Genomic DNA, 17,571 nt, shown 5'->3' on the forward strand with positions numbered 1-17,571 from the left:
TTAAATCTATATTAAAAAATCAATCAATCGTTTGATTTGTGTTAAAACTTGTGTACATTTGCGCCCTGAAAAATGAACACTAACATGATTTCAAAAGAAGAAAATATATTATTCGCAGCCGAGAAGCTTTTTGCAGAAAAGGGATTCGAAGGGACTTCCACCCGCGAAATTGCAAAGGATGCTAATGTAAACATCTCTATGATCTCGTATTATTTTGGCTCTAAGGAAAAACTTTATGAGAAATTAGTGGAATACAGAATGAATGAAGGTCAGTTTTTTTCAAAGGATCTTTTGGGAAGAACAGATATCAACGAGTGGCAGAAAATTGAAAAAGTTATTGATCAGTTTTCTCACAAGATCAGAACTCAAAAATGCTTCTACAGAATTATGCAGAGAGAGCAGCTGCATACAAAGAATCCTCAGATTGTAGAATTTTTGAAACAAACCAAAATGGGATTCCTTTCTATGTATTCCCAAATATTGGAAAGTGGTCTTAAAAATGGAATTTTCACCAAAAACCCACCTATTTATCTGCTTCATTCCACGGTAAGCGGAACCTTATTTTATGCATTCAATGCTAAAGAAATGTATAAAGAGTTCCTGAATGAAACAGAAGAAGAAGAAGCTTTTGATGAAAAATACTACACAGAACTTAATAAACATATAAAATATTTACTAAAAGACCTTTTAGGTTATGAAGAGAATAAATAACTCAGTGATTGCATTATCACTATTCGTAGGAATAGCAAATGTAAATGCTCAGGAGAAAAAAACACTTTCTCTTGACGAAGCCGTGCAGCTGGGAATCCAGAACAGCAAGAATCTCAAGATCGATGCAGCCAAGATCGAAGAGGCTACAGCTGATCTTTTGGAGGCTAAAAACAGACAGTTACCGGAATTAAAAGTGTCAGGTAGCTATATGTACCTTCCGATAAAACCGAATGTTGATATTAAACTTCCGGGAGTTTCCGGTGGAGCAGGTGGCCCAGAAGTACATCAGGTGCTTTACGGTTCAGCTAACCTTAGCGTTCCGATCTACAGCGGGGGAAGAATCAAATATGGTATTCAGTCAGCTAAATATTTGGTAGAAGCTTCTAAACTAAGTACTGAGAATGATAAAATTGCCATTGCTTATAATGTCGCCCAGGCTTATAACAACCTGTTTAAAGCCAACCAGTCTATCAAGGTCTTTGAAGAAAATCTTGCCGCTTCTCAAAAAAGAGATGAAACTTTCCTTAAAATGGAAAACAATGGTTTGATTGCAAGAAATGACAGATTAAAGGCAAATCTTCAGACTTCAAATATTGAACTTCAACTGTTGGAAGCTAAAAATAACTACAATATTGCCAACATCAATATGGATTTATTACTTGGACTTCCTGAAACGACAGAGCTGGCAGTAGATGAAAATTATATTGAGGAAGGATCAGACGTAAAACCTGTTGATTTTTATGTTACCGAAGCCAGAGAAAATCGTAAAGACTTACAGGCTTTGGCTCAACAGAGAAAAGCGGCAGAACTGGGATCAAAAGCAGCAAAAGCAGAAAATCTTCCTTCTATTGCCTTTACAGGAGGTTATGTCGCAGCTGATATTCCTAAGTTTCTTACTGTTTACAATGCGATTAACGTAGGGATTGGAGTTTCCTATAACTTATCCAACCTGTGGAAAGAAAATTCTTCATTGAGACAGTCGCAGGCAAGAGAAAAACAGCTTGCTGCTACCGATGAATTATTGAATGATAACATTAAGCTTGATGTAAACAGAGAGTATCAGAACACAGATTATTCAAAGAAGAGAATTACTGTTTTTGAAAAATCTGCTGAGCAGGCTAATGAAAACTACAGAATTACCAAAAATAAATACGATAACGGTCTTGCAACCATGACAGAATTATTGGATGCAGATGCGGCGCAGATTGCTGCCAACGTTGGCGTAATCAATGCTAAGGCAGATGCTGCACTGGCATACAGAAAACTATTACAGACAACAGGAACTTTAACAATTAAATAATCAGATCGAAACCAAAATGGAAAATAATAATACACAGGCAGTTGAACCTAAAAAGAAAAAAAGTTTAGTTTTTCCTATCATTTTAGCTGCAGTAGTAATCGGAGGAGGAATCTACGGTTACAGAGCGTTTACTTACGGACAGTACCATGAAGAGACTGACGATGCTCAAATCGCTTCCAATATGTCACCGGTAATTTCTAAAATCTCAGGATATGTAGCTCAGGTAAAAGTAAAAGACAACCAGTTTGTAAAGAAAGGAGATACGTTGGTGATTTTGGATAACAGAGATCAGAAAATGGCTCTTGAACAGGCTCAGGCAGCATTATCTACAGCGAGAAGTAATATCTCCAATGCAGAAGCTACTACAACGGCTACTTCAAAAAATATCGGTTCTTCAGAAGCAGCGGTAGTCACTGCCAATGCTCAGATAGAAGCCGCAAAAGTAAATGTTTGGAAAACTTCTCAGGATTTGAAGAGATATGCTAATCTTGTAAAAGACCATTCTATTACAGAACAGCAGTATGAGCAGGCTTTAGCAGCAAAACAATCTGCAGACAGACAGTTACAGGTTTTAGTAGATCAGAGAAATCAAATTGCTCAGCAAACCCATATTGCTTCTTCTCAAACGGCTGCAAGTTCACAACAAATCAGTGTTGCCGGATCTGTTGCTAAACAAAGAGAAGTAGATGTGGAAAATGCAAAATTAAACTTATCATATACCGTAATTGTTGCACCTGAAGACGGTCATGTAGGGAAAGTATCTACACAGGCAGGTCAGTATCTGCAGGCAGGATCACAGTTGTTTGCTTTGGTTAAAAACGATCAGAAATGGGTTGTGGCCAACTTTAAGGAAACACAGGTAGATAAAATGGTAGAAGGGCAAAAAGTGAAAATTGAGATTGATGCTTTCCCTGATCAGGAGTTTGAAGGAGTGGTAAGTTCATTCTCTCCGGCTACAGGAGCTACTTTCTCTATTCTTCCTCCGGATAATGCGAGTGGTAACTTCGTAAAAGTAGTTCAGAGACTTCCTATAAAAATCGATTTTGTAAATCTTGATAAGAACATTGCAAAAAGATTAAGAACAGGAATGAACGTGAAGGCAGAAGTTGCTTTGAAATAACCTTTAAAACTGTTAAAAGTCAATGAATTTCGTTGTTAATAGGGAATCAGCTTTAAAATTCACTATTCACTTGCGAAGCAAAATTCACAATTGATTTTTTACATCGTAAAAAACTTATGCAAGATTCATTAGTAGAATATGGAGCGCGTAGAGTAATCATTACGATTACGGCTATCCTTTGTGCCCTTCTTGAAATTGTAGACTCCACGATTGTCAATGTTGCCTTGAATGAAATGAAGGGGAATCTTGGATCTACACTTTCTGAAGTGGGTTGGGTAATTACGGCTTATGCCATTGGTAACGTAATTATAGTACCAATGACGAGCTGGCTTTCCCAGCAGTTTGGGCGTAGAAATTACTTTGCGGCATCCATCATTATATTTACCATATTTTCATTTTTATGTGGAAATGCGACCAATATCTGGGAACTTGTGTTCTTCAGATTGATGCAGGGAATCGGTGGGGGAGCCTTATTGGTAACTTCACAGACGATTATTACGGAATCTTATCCGATTGAAAAAAGAAGTATGGCTCAGGCTATTTATGGTTTGGGAGTAATTATCGGTCCTACCTTAGGTCCGCCTCTTGGAGGATATATCGTTGATAACTTCAGCTGGCCCTATATTTTCTATATTAATATTCCGATTGGAATTGCAGCAACCTTGATGACGCTGCAGTTTGTAAGAAGTCCGAAATATGCAGAAAAACGTAAAGTCTCGGATGTTGACTGGATTGGGATTGGATTGCTGGCAGTAACAGTAGGTTCATTACAGTTCATTCTGGAAAGAGGACATGAAGAAGACTGGTTTGAAAGCGGAATGATTGTAGCCTTCACAGTAGCCGCAATTTTAGGATTTATATTATTCCTTTGGAGAGAACTTACCTTTAAATATCCAATCGTTGAGCTCAGGGTACTTAAAAATAGTAACCTAAGAATCGGAACCATGATGTCATTCGTGCTTGGATTCGGGCTGTATGGTTCCACGTTCATCGTTCCACTGTATACCCAGAGTATTTTGGGATGGACAGCACTTCAGTCTGGGGCACTGATGATTCCGGCAGCTTTAACGACGGCCTTTATGATGCCTATCATTGGTAGATTACTGGCAAAAGGAGCAAAACAACAGATTCTGGTTTCTTTAGGATTATTCATCTTCTTTGTCTATAGCTTCTGGGGATACAAAATTCTGACACCGGATACCAGTAAAGATGCCTTCTTCTGGATGTTGATTGTGAGAGGAGCAGGTTTGGGATTATTGTTTATTCCGATTACCTCTTTGTCCTTAAGTACACTGAAAGGGCAGGAGATTGGCCAGGGAGCCGCTTTCACAGGGATGATGAGACAGCTGGGAGGATCTTTCGGGATTGCAGCAATTACTACCTTTATTGCCAATGCGGGTCAGAAATACAGGAATAACCTGATTTCCCACCTTGACGAAAACAGTTTTGAAGTTCAGCAAAGGCTTGCCGCCCTTAAAGCAAATTTTATAGCGAAAGGAATGACTCCTGATGCAGCAATGAATGCCGCATATAAAATGCTCGACTTATCCGTAACGAAACAGGCAACGGTATTATCCTATATGGATGTATTTCTTTACCTCGGAATCGTATTCCTGATATGTATTCCGTTTATCTTACTTGTAAAAGAAAGAAAGAGCAAAGAAAAAATAGATTTGAGTGAAGCCATGCACTAAATTATAATAAAAAAAACCTTCGAACTTTTCGAAGGTTTTTTTATGTTGTTTCTGTTGTAAAATAGTATCAGTCAATATCTTTGGATTGTAATTTTGTTAAAGAAAAAATAATATCACATATTGGAGAATTTATTTATTTTGTCTAGCTTTACCATACCAAATGAAAAAAGTATGAATACATTCCCTCACCATTCAAGAGTCCAATCAAAAAGGATTTATCGCAATACAGTATCAGATTTTTATCTGAACTTCATGTATTAAAAACAGTTGAAACAGCTACTTTTTATTTTGTTTTTATATTCCATAAAGACAATTTTCCCATTTCCGAAGCTGTATGAAGTGGTGTGTTTCGTTGCGTTACCTAATTAAACCGTATTAAATATGAATCAAATTCAATTGCCGGAAACTTATGCCGCGTTATCCGACTTCAGAGAAAATGATGTTTATCTTCCTGAAATGGATCAGCCTCAGATTATTTCAGATTTCTTTCCCAAAACCTTTACTGAACTTACCCAGCGCTTGTCAGATATTACAGGTGCTTTTTATGGAGGGATGCTCAAACAAATCGGAAAACTTTATGGAGCAGAAGCTATAGAACAGCTTTCCAGTACTTTTATGTATGATCTCGGATCAAGAATGGCGCTGAGAAATCTTGAAACAAAACCTAACCTGCAGCCTGGTATTCCTGCTGTAGCAAAAATACTGATAGGAGCAATTTTTACATCCAGTCCCGAATATAACTTTGAATTTAAAGAATTAAATGACTACAAATGTGAATTACTGATTAAAGGAGTAGACCGCTATCATAAAATCACCCAGAGCCTGCAGATTGCGGGTTTGCTGAAATGGCCGGTCATAAAACCTTTCATACAGGGAGTTTGCGATACAATGGGACTGGATGTTTTATTGGATATAAAAGTCCTCAAACTAGATCCTGACAGCTCATGCAGTTATCATGTAGTAATCGTAGAAAAATAGAATTCTTACAAATATCTCGTTGATTTTACAGAATTTTTATTTCAAAATAGTGATAAAAGCGGATTTTAATCCGCTTTTATTATGGATAAATATCCAATGGTTTGAGACAAAACTGATAAGCAAACTTACGATTTAGTTGATTCCGTAGATTTTATTTTCACGAAATGATATCATAAAGAAAAATCAATAGGAATGGGTGTTGCCCATTTAACAAAACAGATAAATATCGTCTGCAGCATTCAATTTTATCGGAGATAAAATCTTTGCGTCTTATAGCCTAAAGCATGAAAATCCTTTGTGCCTACCAACAAAATATTTTATCTAATATTCTCAATCCATTCAATACCACTGATATCAATCAGCTTTAGAGCCTGAATTTCACTTTTTTCAATTATATCATCAATACTCACGGTTATATCAGCCTTTGCTCCCAATGGAACTACCAGACTGTGCTTTCCCGGTTTCACTTTGGCAACATAATGATTTTTTATATTTTCTTTAGACAATCCGGCAAGTTCTTTATGATCCAGCTCTTTTAAAATATTTCCATTTTTGTCCAGAATATGAATGCCTATCAGAAAAGAACCGTACACATCGGCTCCTTCCGTTCTGTACACTTCAAATTTTAAATCCGAATTAGTATGAGAAATATTTGAAATTTCCAGCTTCGGTTTTACCGATTTATTATGCAGGGTTCCCCATACACCTCCATGGAAATACTGATTGGTAAAAAGAGTTAAACCCAATATGATAAACGAACCTGCCAGTACAAGAACTTTGGGTTGTGAGACAGGGAAATTTCCTGAGCCAAGCCACTGAAACCATCTTTTTTGAGTGAAGCTTTTGTTATTCTTCATGAAATAATAATCCAGTGAATAAGGACCGCTTCCGGTAAGAAACAGAACAAATCCGCCGGCAACTCCTAAAACTCCGATCTGCCATTCATCAAGACAGGTTGTTCCCAGCCAGCCGGAACCTAATAATATCCCGAGGGCAAGACTGAAAATTCCGATACTCATTAACCGTGTAAATAATCCGAGAATAATGAATAATCCTACAACGGCTTCAATAATGGTAAAGATGATCATGGAGCGCTCCAAGGCATCCGGGTGGGTAACAAGATATTCAATAATAGGTTTTATGCCGAGGGCATTAGGTAAAAAATGATTGAATTTTTCTCCTATGTATCCTTTTTCGTCAGGAATAAGCTTGTTTTCAAGGATAAGTCGGCGCCAGAACGCTGAAAAGTAAGTCCATCCGATCACCATGCGGAGGGATAAAGTATATAATCCGGCCAGGTCCGAAGACTGGCTGTTTATGGTATGTTTCATTGAAATTAATATTGTATTGTAAAAAACTGATTGTTATTAGATTTAAAAATTTTTAAATCAGATTAAGTTTCAGTCTTTTAAATAGAATATATTTTGGAGGGCTGTTTCCTGTAGAATGCCCGGAATAGGTATTGAGGAGAATCTTTTCTTCAACGAAGTTACCTGTAGCTTGATTAGCACTCAATAAGAATTTACTGTATCGGCTTTGAACTTTAGTTTTTGAAACTGAAATTCCTGAAGAAGCAGAAGCGAGATCACAGCTAAAGGAAAGAGATGAAGTTGTTTTTACTTTATTCAGCCCGCTGATGTATTGAATGTCAAAAATATCAAGAACATTTCTTTTCACAGAACATGGTGATAATGAAAACACCAATATAAGCATCGTAATGATGGCTTTATAGGTTTTCATATGGATTCCTGAATGGGGCATGGTTACAAAACTACACTTTATTTTAATGTGAGCTTTATAAATTCCAGGAAATCGTTCTGTTGATCCACAAATAAGTAGTGGGAACAGTTATCAATAAGCCTGAAATGGTTCTTCCCGACAATATTTTTAAGATCATTCAGCTGTTTTTCTGAAAATATTGCGTCATTCTTGCCATACACTGCAAAAATGGGAATTCCTTTTTTGCTGATACTTTTTAAAATGGCAGTATTATCAAGATTATTCTGAGACTCATTTTGGTAGAATTTAAGAGGAGAATCAGGGTTTCTTATATTGTTTTTGTTGAATTCCCCTGCTTTGTATTCCGTTCTCAGCATTTCACTTTCGGGAGTAGGATGGGGCATATCAAAACATCCAAGTTTCCCAGCCATATCATAACATCTTTTTCTATAAGCAGCAGAATTTTTGTCTAGACTTTCTATTTCCGAAATCTCTTTAAGCCGGGCAGGATCATTTTTAAAATGTTCTTTAGCTTGTTTTATAATATGGTTGTAGGTTTCCTGTTGGGTAAATAAAGCTCCGGCAAGCGTAAGGGATTTTACTTTTTCCGGAAATTGTTCTGTAAATAAAGTCCCGATAATTCCTCCAAAGCTATGGGCAAGAATATTGGCTTTTTTGATATGGTAAGTGGTATAAATACTTTTTAAATCTTCAAAGCTTTCTTTGAATGTCATGGTTGCATTTTCATCCTTTGAGCGTCCTTCACCACGTCTGTCATAGACAATGACATAAAATCCTTTGTCGGCAAGGTTTTGAGCTGTAGTTCCTTCAAATAAAGTTGCATTTCCGCTGGGGCCGCCATGAATAAAAATGACAGGAGTATTTTTCGGATTTCCATAAGCCTTTGAGTATAAATTCTGTGCTTGAAAGGATATTGAACATATCATAAGAAGAATGGAAAACAGAGATTTCATGTTGATCGTTTTTTGAGTCTTCTAAACTACTAAATATTCTCTGAGCTGAAAGACCTCAAGCACATGGAATTATTATTAACATTAAAATACTACTGACGTACAGTTGTCACAAACCTGTCTTATCTTTACCACATTATTTAGAATTTAAACAGAATATTTCAATGAGTTATTGTTTAGCCATAGAAGGAATGCAGCCCGAAAGCCGAAAAGAACTGCACAAAAATTACCATGATAACTATTATGGATTTCCTATTCATGATGATAATGAGTTGTTTGGAAGACTGATTCTTGAAATCAATCAGGCGGGATTAAGCTGGGAAACCGTTCTGAAAAAAGAAGACAGCTTCAGAAAAGCGTATGACAATTTTAATATTCAGCAAATAGCGGCTTATACAGAGAAAGACCGTGAAAGACTGTTAAGCGATCCGGGGATTATCAGGAATAAACTGAAAGTGAATGCTGCCATTGAAAATGCAAAAAAGATTATAGAATTACAGAAGGAATTTGGTTCGTTCGAGAAATGGCTGGAACATCATCATCCAATGACATTGCAGGAATGGATGAAGCTATTCAAGAAAACCTTCAAATTTACAGGCGGAGAGATTGTCAATGAATTTCTCATGAGCACGGGATATCTCAAAGGAGCTCATCACGAAAGCTGTCCGATACATTCGAAAGTATTGGCTCAAAAACCTTTGTGGAGGGGGAAAACGGCTAAATAATATGCCTGGATTCCTACGGAATGACAAGGTGCGTGTTTAAGACTAAATACTTCTATTGGTCATTCCGTAGGAATCTCAATTATTCCTTGATGATTGCTTCATCAGTTCTTTATGCTCATTGCCCCATTTTTCAAACTCCAGGATGATGGGTTTCAGTTTGTAGCCTATTTCTGTAAGTTCATATTCTACCCTTGGCGGAACTTCAGCATACACTGTTCTGGTGATGATTTTATCTTCTTCCAGCCTTCGGAGCTGAAGGGTAAGCATACGCTCCGTAATGTTCTGAAGCTTTTTTCTCAATTCTCCAAAACGCATTTTTCCATTAATCAGATAACAGCAGATCGCCAATGCCCATTGTCCCCCGATAATATTGGAAGCATAGATCTCCGGACATTCATCGGCAAGCGCTTTTTTATTGGCAAAATTGGTTGAATTTTCCTTTATTTTAGTCATTACTTACATTTTTTATAGTACCATACAATGGGTAGCTAATGTACGAAATGTAAGTTACGTGTAGTAATTTTGTCATAGAAATTTAAACATAATGAAGACCTTAGTAATTGTTACCCATCCTGATATTGAAAAATCTGTTATCAATAAAAAATGGATTGACGAATTAAAAAAATACCCTGAAAAATATACTATTCATCAATTATACGAAGCTTATCCTGACGGAAAAATCAATGTAGCTCAGGAGCAAAAGCTGATGGAATCTTATGATAAGATTGTATTTCAGTTTCCGTTTTACTGGTTCAGCAGTCCGCCGCTTTTAAAACAATGGCTGGATGAGGTGGTTTTGTATGGTTGGGCATATGGAAGCAACAGCGGTTTCAAACTGGCCGGAAAGAAAATGTCACTGGCTGTTACCGCAGGAATAGATGAAGAAGGGTACAGTACATCTGGAGAATATAAATACACCATGAAGGAACTTTTCCGACCTTACGAACTGACCTTTGATTATATAAAGGCAGACTACAAAGAACCTTTCGTTTATTATGGAATTGAAAGAGATTCTTCCGATGAATGGATCAACAGAAGTGTTCCGATGTATCTGGAGTTTCTGGATAATTTGTAACAATATAAAAATGAAGTTGGACTCTTGAATTAAAGGAGTTCAACTTTATTGCTGAATATATTCAAAAGGTTCCACATTCCAGTCTTGTAAATATTTCTTTATGGTATTACTATCAATATTAAAAGGCACATCCTGATATTTCCAGCCTTTTGAAGGAACTTTTAAATCTATAAGATAGTTCTCAATAGAATAAATGCCAAGAACTTTTGCATTTTTAGGTTTTACAGAATCGAAAATGATGAGGAATTTATCTCCTTTTTTGTAAGAATAATTTGTTGTTTTAAAATATATTTTATTACTAACCTGATATCTATAATCTGTTCCTACACCATTGTTATTCTTTGGATGCCAATCCGTAACAGCTTCTCCAATTGTATATTTAGGGGATTTGAGCATTTTCTTTACCCATAAATTCTCGTCTACCATGCAGAATATGATTAATCCTAAAGTGAGTACCAAAAGAATAATATGGAATTTTTCTGACACAAATTTTTTCATATTCAGTTAATATATTTTTATTTATTTTTTTTTAGTCTACCAACTATTCCTACTATAGTTAAAAATATTCCAATGATTAAAAAAGGATGCCAGAGGAAAAAGGAAATTTCACCTAAATTTACAATGATTTCAGAATAATCTCCTCTTGCTGTAAATAATCCAACAGACGTAAAAAACATTATAATGGATAGAACAAACATTGATAATCCGATAAAAAATAGGTACTTGTAAATTGATTTCATTTTCTATTTATTTAAAACCCGATTGATTCTTTTCTCTGCTTCTTCTTTTGCAATTCCATTATAAAAATCATGTACAAATGGATGGTCATAACTTTGGTGAGGATAGACAAAAGGGCGGCCGATAGAATTATTCACTACAACTGTGGTAGGAACACTTTCTTCAAATTCATAATCCGGAAGATACGTAGAAAGCCATCCGAAATACTCGGCTTCAAATTCTTTATTGTCATAATTTTCCACATATTCATCAAAGCTCTTTTCACTCAGGGATACCCAGATTCCGTAATCCAGATCTCTGCAATCATCTGTGACTTCCTGTACAAGAACAGTACGGATAAATCTATGGGTATTTTCTTCCTCTTTTACAACGCAAAGGTCTGAACTGAGTTCAGCATTCTTTAATTCTTCTTCAGATAAGCAGGAGTAAAAATAAGGATATGAATAGGCTATTGCAGGCCAGTCTTCTTTCTCTTCTCCACAGCATTGGCAGATGTATTTCATGATTAAATTTGCTTTTCGGCTAAAATACCTAAAAATCCTTATCCCACCGTAGGTGTATCTTCTTCCTTCAGTATTTTTTTCTCCTTCATGGTAAGCATCATTCTTTCATATTTGTACTTTTCCCAATCAAAGGTGTTAAGAAAATCAAGGGCAGCCTGAAAACCTCTGTTGAAAAGTTCTTCCTTTTCTTCTTTTTTCATGAAGAAGTTCAGCCAGCTGCTGGTACCGCAGTTGACGCTTTGTATGCTGTATAAACGATAAAAAGTATGTTTGGTAAGGAATGTTTTGTCATTAAATCCTTTTAAGGTGCTGATGATATTTCCGGCATAACTGAAGGGCGTTTTGAGAATTTCCTCACTGGTTTTCCCTCTTTCAGAAAGAATAGCAGAATCGCTCGTCAGCTGTACTCCGAAAAGGGGCATTCTCGGATAAAAAACTTCATCAGCATGAAACAGGTCAATAGGAAAGTTGGAAATACTGCCACCATCAATGAAAACTCCGGCAGGATTAATATCTTCCGGTTTTGTATTCATCCAGTATCTCCAGGCGTACTTTACAGAACTGTCATCTTTATTGATTTGTTTCTGAAAAGGTTCAAAGAAAAGGGGAACCGCCATAGAGGCTCTTACGAATTCAGCCGGACTGATGTGTTTCAGTTCCTCTTCAGACCAGTAGAGATTGGCCATCGTAGGAAGCTCTACCTTAATTTTAGCATTGATATCGGTGGTAATGATTACATATTCAGACTTCAGAAGATAAAACGGGTTGTTTTTATAGTAATCATTGTTGACAGCGCTTTCATAGAAAATTCTGTATCGGGTTTGGTCAATGTGTACCTGATTTTTGATTTTAATTTTTTCGATGCTTTGCAGCGCCATCAGATAATATTCCTGCCCGTTTCCATAACGGTAATTGAGGTTGAGCTCCTGTTCTTTCTGAATGAATTTTTCATTGAGATGGGCAACCGTTTTTATTCCAAATTGATCCAGTGCATTTTGCATGGTATTCTGAAAAGCATTTCCCGGATTCAGTCCGCTGTTTTCTTTCCTGAAATTATTGTAGAGCTTTTGAATACAGAAAAAGAGAATGACAGCCGGAATCAGAGGAATCAGAAACATCAGTTTGGCATTCAGAATTGTTGTTGAAGGAGCGAAAAAAGGAATACTGATCAGAATAATAAAAAGGATAGCGGCAATAACAGCATTGATCTTAAAAAAATCTTTGTTGTTCAGCATCGCATGGAGCGTTGTTTTTACATAGGTTTTCCCATCCATGAAATCTGAAAAATCCCAACTGAAAAGAATATCTTTGATCAAGGCGCTTTTAGATTCTTCTTTGGTTTTACAGGCTGCAATGAGCATGGTGTTTATTGCTCCGGCACTTGTTCCTGCTACTTTCAGAAAACGGATGCCGAATATTTCCAGTCCGTAAAGATACCCTACCAATGCGCTTCCCCAGACACCGCCACCTTCCTGTACAAATTCTACATACTGATTACCATTCTGATCCAGAAGATCAGAGAATTCTTTGGCAGATATATTCTCGTGTAAGGCAAGCAGTTTATCTTTAGATGCCTGTGAAAGAGAAGGATCTCCCAGAATTTTGTTGAGGTTTTCAGTGGTCATGGTATTTTGTTTTGATGGTGTGTTGGTTAAAGGCAAAAATGCAATCAACCGATGTCTATTTTACCGAAGATAAAATCTTTGCGCTTTTGTGTTGATATAAAATTAATCACCACTGTCTTCGTCTCACATAAATAAACGTACTGATCACAACCGTTGCCATGGCTCCAAGCGTTATAAAATATCCATATTTATGGTGAAGCTCAGGCATATTATCGAAGTTCATTCCGTAAACTCCGGCAATAAAAGTAATCGGTAAGAAGTAAACTGAATAAATAGCCAGAACCTTCATCACCTGATTGGCCTTTTGATCCGAAAGTGCAAGGAACATGGAAATAAGGTTGGTGATCTGAATATTCAAGTGGTCAAAATCTGCCACTACATCTTTATGCTTATCCTTTAAATCGACAATTTCAGAGTCCTGTAAATTCAGTAATTTAAATTTATCAATAGCATCCGTGGAAATCACCAGTACCCTGGAATTTAATCCTGATTTTCGTTTCAGTTTGTAAAGACGGCGGATCTGGCTGGTATGATTGGTATTTTTAAGGAAAATCTCATTCTCTATATTGTCCATCGTTTCAAACAGACTTAAAGATTCATCATCAAAACTTTTCATGATCAATATAGCAATCATCAGCGTGATCTGCTGAGGATTAAGATCTTCCTGAATCAAAGAAACTTTCTTCTTGACTTCAGTGATGCTTCTGGTTTTCATCCTGTGGATGGTGATAATGGTATTTTCAACCAAAAAAATTCCAATCTTGGTGCTGATATCGCTGATGGTATTCAAATTCTTTCTTTCCAGCTCTGTACTTTCACGGAGTAAGAAGAATTTTATATTCCCGTCTTCTTCATATTTCGGAAGGTGATTAGGATCCATTGTATCTTCCAGCAGAAGATTATTGATTTCATATCTTTCATGAAGAAATTTCAGGTCTTCTACAGTAGGAGCCTCTACATCTACCCATTCGCACTGGGAGGTTCTGTATATCGTATCAATTGGCATAAAGTAAAAATACTAATATTTTGAAAAACTATGTGTTAAATAAGTTTTATCTTTGCCAAAATTAAAAAACTATATGATTAAAAGTACAATAAAAGGTGTGGGATTTTATGTTCCAGATAACGTTGTTACAAATGATGATTTAGCAAAACTCATGACGACCAATGATGAGTGGATTACGGAAAGAACGGGGATCAAGGAAAGAAGACATCGTAAAAATAGAAATGATTCTCAGGAAACAGCCGCTTATCTAGGATTTAAAGCTTCTGAAAAAGCCCTTGAAAAAGCGGGTCTGACTGCTAAGGATATTGATTATATTGTTTTTGCAACACTTTCTCCGGATTATTATTTTCCCGGATGTGGAGTATTGCTTCAGGATATGTTGGGATGTGATACCATTGGAGCATTGGATGTAAGAAATCAGTGTTCAGGATTTGTCTATTCTATGAGTGTTGCGAATGCATTTATTAAATCAGGAACTTATAAAAATATTCTTGTTGTAGGAGCAGAAGTTCATTCTTTCGGATTGGATTTTTCTGACGAAGGAAGAGGGGTTTCTGTAATCTTTGGAGATGGAGCAGGAGCTGTTGTTCTTTCTGCATCAGAAGATGAAAATGCAGGGGATATCTTAGCGATGAATATGCATTCTGAAGGGAAATATGCCGATGAATTATGTACACAGTTTCCGGGATCTAAATTCGGATGGAGTGACAGAATGAGAAAAGAACCGAAGAATGTTACCAATAAAGAAGTTTATCCTATTATGAACGGAAACTTTGTATTCAAACATGCCGTAACAAGATTTCCGGAAACCATGATGGAAGCACTGAACAAAGCAGGGAAAACCATTGAAGATCTTGATATGTTCATTCCACACCAGGCGAATCTTAGAATTGCTCAGTTTGTTCAGCAAAAATTTGGACTGCCGGATGATAAGATTTTTAATAATATTCAGAAATACGGAAATACAACGGCTGCTTCTATTCCCATTGCTTTAAGTGAAGCGATTGAGCAAGGAAAAATCAAGAGAGGAGATTTGGTTCTTCTTTCAGCTTTCGGAAGCGGATTTACCTGGGGAAGTGTTCTGTTTGAATATTAATAAACAAAAAGGCGAAAAGGCTTCATTGCAAAATAGCTAAAAAAAAACCGCAGAACTCTCGTTCTGTGTTTTTTTTTGTTTTTAATAGAGGTTTTAATTTGTTTTGTTTATTTGTTTTAATAATTTAATTTAAATCATTGTTTTTTAGTATATTATGTACGTATTTTTGGTTTTTAAAGTGAATTTTTTGTGTTATAGAACTTATAGTATAGTTGTTGTTTTTTAATTGAAAATATTCATTAAAGTTTTTTTAAGAAAAATATATATAATAGTAACTTTATTAAGTTTATTAAGCGAAATTTCTAGAAACAAAAAACATGAAAAATTATTTATTACTGGGAGCTTTTTTAGTTCCCATGTTTTTTTGGGGGCAGGTCGGGATACTGACTTCAACTCCTCAGAAAACCTTACATGTCAACGGTTCATTACAGGTAGTAAATGAATTAAATGTAGGTGGAGATAGTACAACAGCTGGATCAGCAGGAATTTCCGGTCAGATTCTGACTTCTAACGGTGTTGCGGCTGCACCCTCATGGCAAACAGTGAATACAATAAGCGGAACGATTAACAACGCTTATTATGTACAGGGAACTACAGCTGCTACAGCTGCTCCTGGAGCAACAATTGATGTGCCGGGAGTTACTATTACTTTAACAGTTCCTGCAGGGAGAACTCAGACCTTTTTATTTACTATTTTAGGATATGCTACATTATTAGATGGTAATTCGAGCCAAGGGGTTTTTGCCCTTTTACAGAATGGAGTGAAAATTTCTTCAGCTTTCGCTACTAAAGCAGGAAGTTTTCCTGGGGGAATCACTTTGCTAAATATGCCGATTCCGGTGACATTTTTGAAATCGGTAACCCTTGCAGCGGGAACTTATACTTTTAAAATTCAATATACTTCGTGGTCTGGGAGTGCTACAGTTAATTTTGTTCCTTCTGCTTATGCAGGATATAATGGTGATACAGAAGCAATGCTTACTAAGATGCAGGTTTTGGTATATAATAACTGAACATTCTAATCAAAAAACAAAAAACCGCGGAACGAAAGTTCTGCGGTTTCTTATTTATATAGTATACTCTATTAAAGGCTTTTTAATAATTTTTCTGTGTCAGAAGAATCCTGTCCGGTACTTTTTGCCAGTTCAATAGATTTTTCAGCCCACATTTTTGCATTTTTCTTATCTCCTACCTTATTGTAAAGATTGGCTAGCGTATCTGTATTGGCAAAGTTCTGGTTTTTCTTTACAGATTCTTGTGCCCATGTAATTGCTTTTTCCAGAGATGTCTTACTGCTTACATTTTCAAAGAAGTTCCATGCAAGAGAATTCAGTTCTTCAGAACCTGCTGCAGAATAATCTTTGTAAAGGTCAAGGATTAATTTTTCATACTCAGGAATATCTTTGTTCTTTAAAGCTCTGTTGGCTTTCATTCTTTTTAAAATCTTGTCAGCCTCTTCTTTGCTCAGGAATTTCTGGGTTTCAGCCATGAAATAGTTGTCATCCCATTTTTTTGTATCCGGGTTATAAGCTTTTTTAGAAACGGTGTTAAGCTTGATGTTTTTATCAAACTTTTCGTATTTATCTTCAGGGAAGAATTTAATGATCTCTGCTTTTTTATCCTGGAAAATCTTGTACAAAGGACTATCTGTTGTCTGAACTCCTGAAAGAAGCATCTGGATATCTTCCTGATCTAAATTGGGTTTCTGCTGGAAATAACGGTTAAGTACTTTTCCGGCAAACTCAGCATCGTTATACATAGTAAGTCCGGCAAGATTCTTTAAAAACTCAGGGTTTTTCTCTCCCTTTTCAAATTGCTGTTTCAGAGAAGTAAGTCTTTTATTCGGGTCTTCAGCATCTTTGGCAAACTGGATAAAGTCTTTTTCTTCTACATATCCTAACGTTCTGTGTACTGCTTCACCGTTTCCGTCAATAAACAGATAGGTAGGGAATGCTTTTACGTTATATTTTTTGGCAAGCTCAATTCCTTCTCCTTTTTCCATGTCAATTTTAGCATTGATAAAGTGAGAATTGTAATAATCACCTACAGACTGAAGCGGGAAAATATTTTTCACCATTAGCTTACAAGGTCCACACCATGAGGCATATGCATCAATAAAGACCAGTTTATTTTCTTTTTTTGCTTTGGCAAGGATAGAAGCAAAATTGCTGTCTTCAAATTTAATTCCCTGCGCCCATGCAAGAGCTCCTATAAAGATTGAGGAAAGTATGGCTATTTTTTTCATAAAAACTTTTATTCCCTGCAAATGTAATAAATATGATGACATATGAGTCGTTCATATTGAAAATA

At 36.3% G+C, this 17,571-nt stretch carries 19 protein-coding genes; 9 read left to right on the top strand and 10 right to left on the bottom strand.

Features of this window, described 5'->3' with window-relative positions; all coding sequences use genetic code 11:
- Nucleotides 1-84: 84 nt before the first annotated feature.
- The 5 genes from JOE44_RS24080 (at nucleotide 85) to JOE44_RS24100 (ending at nucleotide 5,803) form a co-directional block, all read left to right on the top strand.
- Complete coding sequence (locus JOE44_RS24080) at nucleotides 85-711, top strand: TetR family transcriptional regulator (protein ID WP_245169853.1); 627 nt, start codon at nucleotides 85-87, stop codon at nucleotides 709-711.
- Complete coding sequence (locus JOE44_RS24085) at nucleotides 695-2,011, top strand: TolC family protein (RefSeq protein ID WP_209788523.1); 1,317 nt, start codon at nucleotides 695-697, stop codon at nucleotides 2,009-2,011. The genes JOE44_RS24080 and JOE44_RS24085 overlap by 17 nt, the downstream gene beginning before the upstream one ends.
- A 16-nt stretch (nucleotides 2,012-2,027) precedes the next feature.
- A complete protein-coding gene (locus JOE44_RS24090) occupies nucleotides 2,028-3,131 on the top strand; it encodes an HlyD family secretion protein (protein ID WP_209788526.1) in 1,104 nt (367 codons plus the stop codon).
- A gap of 116 nt (nucleotides 3,132-3,247) precedes the next feature.
- Entirely contained in the window at nucleotides 3,248-4,825 is a 1,578-nt protein-coding gene (locus JOE44_RS24095) for a DHA2 family efflux MFS transporter permease subunit (protein WP_209788530.1), read from the top strand.
- A gap of 381 nt (nucleotides 4,826-5,206) precedes the next feature.
- Nucleotides 5,207-5,803: a hypothetical protein gene (locus JOE44_RS24100; protein WP_209788533.1), complete on the top strand. Its 597-nt coding sequence runs from the start codon at nucleotides 5,207-5,209 to the stop codon at nucleotides 5,801-5,803.
- A 317-nt stretch (nucleotides 5,804-6,120) separates the two neighbouring features.
- Here JOE44_RS24100 and JOE44_RS24105 read toward each other — a convergent pair whose 3' ends face one another.
- The 3 genes from JOE44_RS24105 to JOE44_RS24115 are packed head-to-tail and all read right to left on the bottom strand — an operon-like array spanning nucleotide 6,121 to nucleotide 8,496.
- Nucleotides 6,121-7,134, bottom strand: a complete 1,014-nt coding sequence (locus JOE44_RS24105) for a TQO small subunit DoxD (protein WP_209788536.1) — start codon at nucleotides 7,132-7,134, stop codon at nucleotides 6,121-6,123.
- A 52-nt stretch (nucleotides 7,135-7,186) separates the two neighbouring features.
- Nucleotides 7,187-7,564: a hypothetical protein gene (locus JOE44_RS24110; protein WP_209788539.1), complete on the bottom strand. Its 378-nt coding sequence runs from the start codon at nucleotides 7,562-7,564 to the stop codon at nucleotides 7,187-7,189.
- A gap of 17 nt (nucleotides 7,565-7,581) precedes the next feature.
- Nucleotides 7,582-8,496 (bottom strand): alpha/beta hydrolase, encoded by a 915-nt coding sequence (locus tag JOE44_RS24115; RefSeq protein WP_209788542.1) that lies wholly within the window; start codon nucleotides 8,494-8,496, stop codon nucleotides 7,582-7,584.
- 161 nt (nucleotides 8,497-8,657) lie between these two features.
- Here JOE44_RS24115 and JOE44_RS24120 point away from each other — a divergent pair, with 161 nt between their 5' ends.
- A complete protein-coding gene (locus JOE44_RS24120; protein ID WP_209788544.1) occupies nucleotides 8,658-9,218 on the top strand; it encodes a DNA-3-methyladenine glycosylase I in 561 nt (186 codons plus the stop codon).
- Between the two features lie 75 nt (nucleotides 9,219-9,293).
- Here JOE44_RS24120 and JOE44_RS24125 read toward each other — a convergent pair whose 3' ends face one another.
- Nucleotides 9,294-9,671 carry a helix-turn-helix domain-containing protein gene (locus JOE44_RS24125; protein ID WP_209788547.1) on the bottom strand — a complete coding sequence of 126 codons (378 nt, stop codon included), beginning with the start codon at nucleotides 9,669-9,671 and terminating at the stop codon, nucleotides 9,294-9,296.
- 91 nt (nucleotides 9,672-9,762) lie between these two features.
- Between JOE44_RS24125 and JOE44_RS24130 the strand changes: the two genes are divergently transcribed.
- Nucleotides 9,763-10,293 carry an NAD(P)H-dependent oxidoreductase gene (locus JOE44_RS24130; RefSeq protein ID WP_209788559.1) on the top strand — a complete coding sequence of 177 codons (531 nt, stop codon included), beginning with the start codon at nucleotides 9,763-9,765 and terminating at the stop codon, nucleotides 10,291-10,293.
- A 45-nt stretch (nucleotides 10,294-10,338) separates the two neighbouring features.
- Here the strand turns inward: JOE44_RS24130 and JOE44_RS24135 are convergent, their stop codons facing one another.
- From JOE44_RS24135 to JOE44_RS24155, 5 genes are all read right to left on the bottom strand, one after another.
- Nucleotides 10,339-10,791, bottom strand: coding sequence for a hypothetical protein (locus tag JOE44_RS24135; RefSeq protein WP_209788562.1), 453 nt, complete (start codon nucleotides 10,789-10,791; stop codon nucleotides 10,339-10,341).
- Nucleotides 10,792-10,808: 17 nt separating this feature from the next.
- Complete coding sequence (locus tag JOE44_RS24140; RefSeq protein WP_209788566.1) at nucleotides 10,809-11,033, bottom strand: hypothetical protein; 225 nt, start codon at nucleotides 11,031-11,033, stop codon at nucleotides 10,809-10,811.
- 3 nt (nucleotides 11,034-11,036) lie between these two features.
- Nucleotides 11,037-11,534: a DUF2199 domain-containing protein gene (locus JOE44_RS24145; protein ID WP_209788569.1), complete on the bottom strand. Its 498-nt coding sequence runs from the start codon at nucleotides 11,532-11,534 to the stop codon at nucleotides 11,037-11,039.
- 38 nt (nucleotides 11,535-11,572) lie between these two features.
- Complete coding sequence (locus JOE44_RS24150; RefSeq protein WP_209788572.1) at nucleotides 11,573-13,159, bottom strand: patatin-like phospholipase family protein; 1,587 nt, start codon at nucleotides 13,157-13,159, stop codon at nucleotides 11,573-11,575.
- A 106-nt stretch (nucleotides 13,160-13,265) separates the two neighbouring features.
- Complete coding sequence (locus JOE44_RS24155) at nucleotides 13,266-14,165, bottom strand: CorA family divalent cation transporter (protein WP_209788574.1); 900 nt, start codon at nucleotides 14,163-14,165, stop codon at nucleotides 13,266-13,268.
- A gap of 73 nt (nucleotides 14,166-14,238) precedes the next feature.
- Between JOE44_RS24155 and JOE44_RS24160 the strand changes: the two genes are divergently transcribed.
- Both JOE44_RS24160 and JOE44_RS24165 read left to right on the top strand, forming a co-directional pair.
- Nucleotides 14,239-15,261 carry a beta-ketoacyl-ACP synthase III gene (locus JOE44_RS24160; protein ID WP_209788576.1) on the top strand — a complete coding sequence of 341 codons (1,023 nt, stop codon included), beginning with the start codon at nucleotides 14,239-14,241 and terminating at the stop codon, nucleotides 15,259-15,261.
- A gap of 317 nt (nucleotides 15,262-15,578) precedes the next feature.
- On the top strand, nucleotides 15,579-16,274 hold the full coding sequence (locus JOE44_RS24165) for a hypothetical protein (protein ID WP_209788579.1): 696 nt from the start codon (nucleotides 15,579-15,581) through the stop codon (nucleotides 16,272-16,274).
- 71 nt (nucleotides 16,275-16,345) lie between these two features.
- On the opposite strand, the gene JOE44_RS24170 is transcribed toward JOE44_RS24165, so the two are convergent.
- A complete protein-coding gene (locus JOE44_RS24170; RefSeq protein ID WP_209788581.1) occupies nucleotides 16,346-17,506 on the bottom strand; it encodes a thioredoxin family protein in 1,161 nt (386 codons plus the stop codon).
- Nucleotides 17,507-17,571 lie beyond the last annotated feature (65 nt).

Source organism: Chryseobacterium sp. PvR013 (assembly GCF_017833095.1).
Classification (GTDB): Bacteria; Bacteroidota; Bacteroidia; order Flavobacteriales; family Weeksellaceae; genus Chryseobacterium; species Chryseobacterium culicis_A.